The 4,068-nt window shown below is 70.9% G+C and carries 4 protein-coding genes; 2 read left to right on the top strand and 2 right to left on the bottom strand.

All coding sequences use genetic code 11. The features are described 5' to 3' along the window. Window positions 1-316 precede the first annotated feature (316 nt). On the bottom strand, window positions 317-523 hold the full coding sequence (gene bldC / locus ACFU7Z_RS37270) for a developmental transcriptional regulator BldC (RefSeq protein ID WP_014137253.1): 207 nt from the start codon (window positions 521-523) through the stop codon (window positions 317-319). 487 nt (window positions 524-1,010) lie between these two features. Continuing rightward, entirely contained in the window at window positions 1,011-1,949 is a 939-nt protein-coding gene (locus tag ACFU7Z_RS37265) for a hypothetical protein (RefSeq protein ID WP_380782529.1), read from the bottom strand. Window positions 1,950-2,147: 198 nt separating this feature from the next. On the opposite strand from ACFU7Z_RS37265, the gene ACFU7Z_RS37260 reads away from it, so the two are divergent. Continuing rightward, window positions 2,148-3,305, top strand: coding sequence for a Glu/Leu/Phe/Val dehydrogenase dimerization domain-containing protein (locus tag ACFU7Z_RS37260; RefSeq protein WP_074002053.1), 1,158 nt, complete (start codon window positions 2,148-2,150; stop codon window positions 3,303-3,305). A gap of 382 nt (window positions 3,306-3,687) precedes the next feature. Then, a complete protein-coding gene (locus tag ACFU7Z_RS37255; protein WP_049654080.1) occupies window positions 3,688-3,945 on the top strand; it encodes a DUF3073 domain-containing protein in 258 nt (85 codons plus the stop codon). Window positions 3,946-4,068: the final 123 nt, after the last annotated feature.

The following is a 4,068-nucleotide window of genomic DNA, read 5'->3' as shown; positions in this document are numbered from 1 at the left end:
GCTTTTGGTCGTTCGGCCCTCTACCCCGAGTAGGTCTAGACCACAAGTGACAGACCGTGTGACGGTCGTCACCCGGCCCCCTCCGGAGCCGGCCTCGTGGAGCCCTCTCCGGAACCCTGTTAATTTAATATGTAAAATTGTACAGCTATTCACTGTAAATCCCCCCCACCCCACGCGCATCAAATCGTTATCCGGAGTTCAACATTCCGACCACTCGGCCGACGCCCGAACACCCTCGGGCGGGCACGACAAAGGGGCCGCTTACCGGACCCGGCGGAGTCCGGTAAGCGGCCCCTTTAAAAGAGCCTTCGGCCTATCAGGCCTCAGTACGCTGGGCGGGAATCCCAGCCAGCAGAGCGCGCACCTCCGCCTCACGGTAACGGCGGTGACCACCGAGCGTGCGAATCGACGTCAGCTTGCCTGCCTTGGCCCAGCGGGTGACCGTCTTCGGGTCCACGCGGAACATGGTGGCAACCTCTGCCGGCGTCAGCAGCGGCTCAGCATCAGGGGTACGAGCGGTCATGAGCGGCCTCCTCGGGAGAACCGAACCAGGGCGGTTCTATCCTTCAAATTCTGCACCTTGGCCCGCGATGCCCGAAATGGCATAGACGGGCCGAGTCGGTTATAGGACGAACGGCTTGTCCTGGTGTCTACAACTACACCATCCGTCCAGCCCTATCGACCAAACCGCCAAAATTGACCCCTCACGGGTTCAAGGCCGACGGATGGCGATGGACCACCCCATAGCGGACAGTCACATAGTGATGACATCCGGTTACGAGGGGACCAGACCCTCCGTTTCCCCGCAAAGCACGCATCGACTCCAGAACCACCCAAAAGTGGGCACGCTCACGTGAAGTTGGGCTGGTTGTCCCATTTTTGCACATAGGGGTAAGTTCGCGTCAACGGTGAGTAGTGTCACGTTCGGCAGCTATTGACCCGAACCGGGACCTTGGTCATCCGATGTGCAGCCCTTAGGACTCTTACAGTCATACACGCGCGGTCGGACGTCAGTTCGCGTGCCGCAGCGCCAGCACCCGGCGCCACCGCACCGTCAGCTCCCCGTGGACCCGCAGCGCCTCCGCGGTGTCCCCGGCCCGCAGCGCCCGCAGCCCCTCCTCCAGCTCCCCCGCCGAACGGTCCGCCAGGAGCCGCTCCGGGCCCAGCAGATGCACCAGGCCCCCGTAGTCCAGCTCCACCAGCGAGCGCGGGTGGAACTCCTCCAGCCAGCGCCCGACCCGCTCCGCGCCCCGCACCAGGTCCCCGTCCGGCGCCGCCTCGCGCAGCGCCCGGAAGGCCCGCGCCACCCGTCGGCGCGCCTGCGCCATCGGCACCAGGTAGAACAGCGCCGCCGGCCGGCCGCCCCGCTCCCCTCCCCCGCCCGGGCCGTCCACCGGCCCCTCCTCGCCCGGCCCCTCCCCGCCCGGCACGAAGCAGCGGTCCTCGTCCCCGAACGGCAGGAACCAGTGCACCGGCACCTCCCACCGGCTGGTCAGGATCCACGGCCGGGCGTCCGGGTGCTCGGCCCGCCAGCGCTCCCGGTCCGCCTCGGCGGCCGCCCGGGTCACCGGCGGCAGCGCGGTGTCCAGCAGCGCCACCGGCGCCCCGGCCCGCAGCTCCTCCAGGGCCTGCCAGCTGCGCAGCCTGGTCGCCCACGGGCAGACGTACAGGACGCCGTCCACCAGCCGCAGGTACGCCCGCCCGCTCTCCCGCTCGGGCAGTGCCCGGGGCGTGCGGGCGGCCAGCCCGGCGAGCGCCTCCCGCTGCTCCTCCAGCACCGCCGCCGCCACCGGCTGGGCCGGCTCCGCGGCGTCCGGCCCGTGCTCCGCCGCCCAGGCCTGCCAGCGGGCCCGGTCGGGCTCCGGGTGGGCGGCCAGCGGCTCGTAGACCCGCAGGTGGGCCGCGTAGGGCGGCTGTACGGAGGTACGTACGACGGTCACGTCCTGCATGGTCGCACGCGCCGCGCGGCCCCGGGAGAGCGCGCCCCCGCACCGTTCGCGCCCGCACTCCGCACCGCCGTCCGTCTCACCCCTCGGACGTCCGGCCCCGGCTCGGGCAAGACGCCGGACCGGCGGCGCGCCCCCGACTACGCTTCGCCCTAGGCGCCCGCACCACAGCAGCGGGCCTTCAATACTGGAGTCACCACAGTGACCGACGTACAGACCCCCGCCACGCACCCCGCACCCGGCGTGCTCAGCAGGATCTTCCGTACCGAGCAGGACGGCGCCCCCGGCGACGGTCACGAGCAGGTCGTCCTCTGCCACGACCGCAGCTCGGGTCTGAAGGCGATCATCGCCATCCACTCGACCGCCCTGGGCCCGGCCCTCGGCGGCACCCGCTTCTTCCCGTACGCCTCCGAGGAGGCGGCGCTGGAGGACGCGCTGAACCTGTCCCGCGGGATGTCCTACAAGAACGCGCTGGCCGGGCTGGACCTCGGCGGCGGCAAGGCCGTCATCATCGGCGACCCGAACAAGGACAAGAACGAGGCGATGCTCCGGGCCTACGGCCGCTTCGTCGAGTCCCTGCGCGGCCGCTACATCACCGCCTGCGACGTGGGCACCTACGTCCAGGACATGGACGTCATCGCCCGCGAGACCGAGTTCGTGACCGGCCGCTCGCCCGAGCACGGCGGCGCCGGCGACTCGTCCATCCTGACCGCCTTCGGCGTCTTCCAGGGCATGCGCGCCACCGCCCAGGCCCGCTGGGGCCAGCCGACCCTGCGCGGCAAGCGGGTCGGCGTCGCGGGCGTCGGCAAGGTCGGCCACTACCTGGTCGGCCACCTGGTCGCGGACGGCGCCACGGTCGTCGTCACCGACCCCTTCGAGGCCGCCGTCAACCGCGTGCGCGCGGCCCACCCCGAGGTCGAGGTGGTCGCCGACACCGCCGCCCTGCTCCAGGCGAAGCTGGACGTCTACGCCCCCTGCGCCCTCGGCGGCGCGCTGACCGACGACGTCGTCGCGGCGCTGGGCGGCTTCGGCACCTCGATCGTCTGCGGCGCGGCCAACAACCAGCTGTCCCACCCGGGCGTCGAGAAGGACCTCGCCGACCGCGGCATCCTCTACGCCCCGGACTACCTGGTGAACTCCGGCGGCGTCATCCAGGTCGCCGACGAGATCGACGGCTTCAACTTCGAGCGGGCCAAGAACAAGGCCACGAAGATCTTCGACACCACCCTGGAGATCTTCACCCGGGCGACGGCCGACGGCGTCCCGCCGGCGGTCGCGGCCGACCGCCTGGCCGAGAAGCGGATGCGCGAGATCAGCGCCCTGCGCACGGTGCTGCTGCCCGGCGCCCGCCGCGGCTGACGGGTCACCAGCCGACCCCGTGGCGCGCGGGGGGCCGTCCCAGTGGCCCCCCGCGCATCACGATGTGGAACCGGATTCTCACTTCTCCGGCCGAACGGGTGATCCGAAGCCCCCCTAGGGGGGATAATCAGTCCTGGAACGACGGACCCAAGACACCTCTGGACAGCGCGCAAAACGCCGCAAAACCTCCCTTGACCTGGGAAGACCTGGTCGCGGGTGCGGTCGGTGCGCGCCACGTCACACTGACGACGTACCGTCCAGCGGCGGAAACAGGTACCGTTAATGCTCCAAGGGACGGTCCTCCCATTCGGGCAGGCCGGTCCTGATCATGAACACGTGTCAGACTCGGGGCCGTGAGCCCCATCGTTGAGGGGGTCGACCCATGGGGCGCGGCCGGGCCAAGGCCAAGCAGACGAAGGTCGCCCGCGAGCTGAAGTACAACAGCGGCGGGTTCGACGCTAACCGTCTGTCCAACGAGCTGGGCGTATCGCCGTCCACCGCTTCGATCGAGCCGGAGCCGATCGAGGAGGAGGAGGACGACGACCCGTACGCGGAGTACGCCGCCCGCTACGCCGACCTCGACGACGACGGCGACACCGAGCCGGGCACCGGGCCGTCGCAGGCCTCCCGCCGCTCGTAACAAGCAGTCCCGCCGGACCGGTCCGGGCGCCCTGGGCGCCGGGCCGGTCTTCGGCGTTCCCGCGTACGGCGGTCGCCGCGCGGGCCGGTCCTGACGACGGAAGGGCCCCTCCGGAGCTCCGGC

This window comes from Kitasatospora sp. NPDC057518 (genome assembly GCF_042802075.1).
Taxonomy (GTDB): Bacteria; Actinomycetota; Actinomycetes; order Streptomycetales; family Streptomycetaceae; genus Kitasatospora.
This window is presented reverse-complemented; position numbering and strand designations above follow the sequence as displayed.

Excerpts from the sequence above, each read along its gene's own strand:
- bldC (WP_014137253.1), bottom strand. The coding sequence starts at position 523 with ATGACCGCTCGTACCCCTGATGCTGAGCCGCTGCTGACGCCGGCAGAG.
- ACFU7Z_RS37265 (WP_380782529.1), bottom strand. The coding sequence starts at position 1,949 with ATGCAGGACGTGACCGTCGTACGTACCTCCGTACAGCCGCCCTACGCG.
- ACFU7Z_RS37255 (WP_049654080.1), top strand. The coding sequence starts at position 3,688 with ATGGGGCGCGGCCGGGCCAAGGCCAAGCAGACGAAGGTCGCCCGCGAG.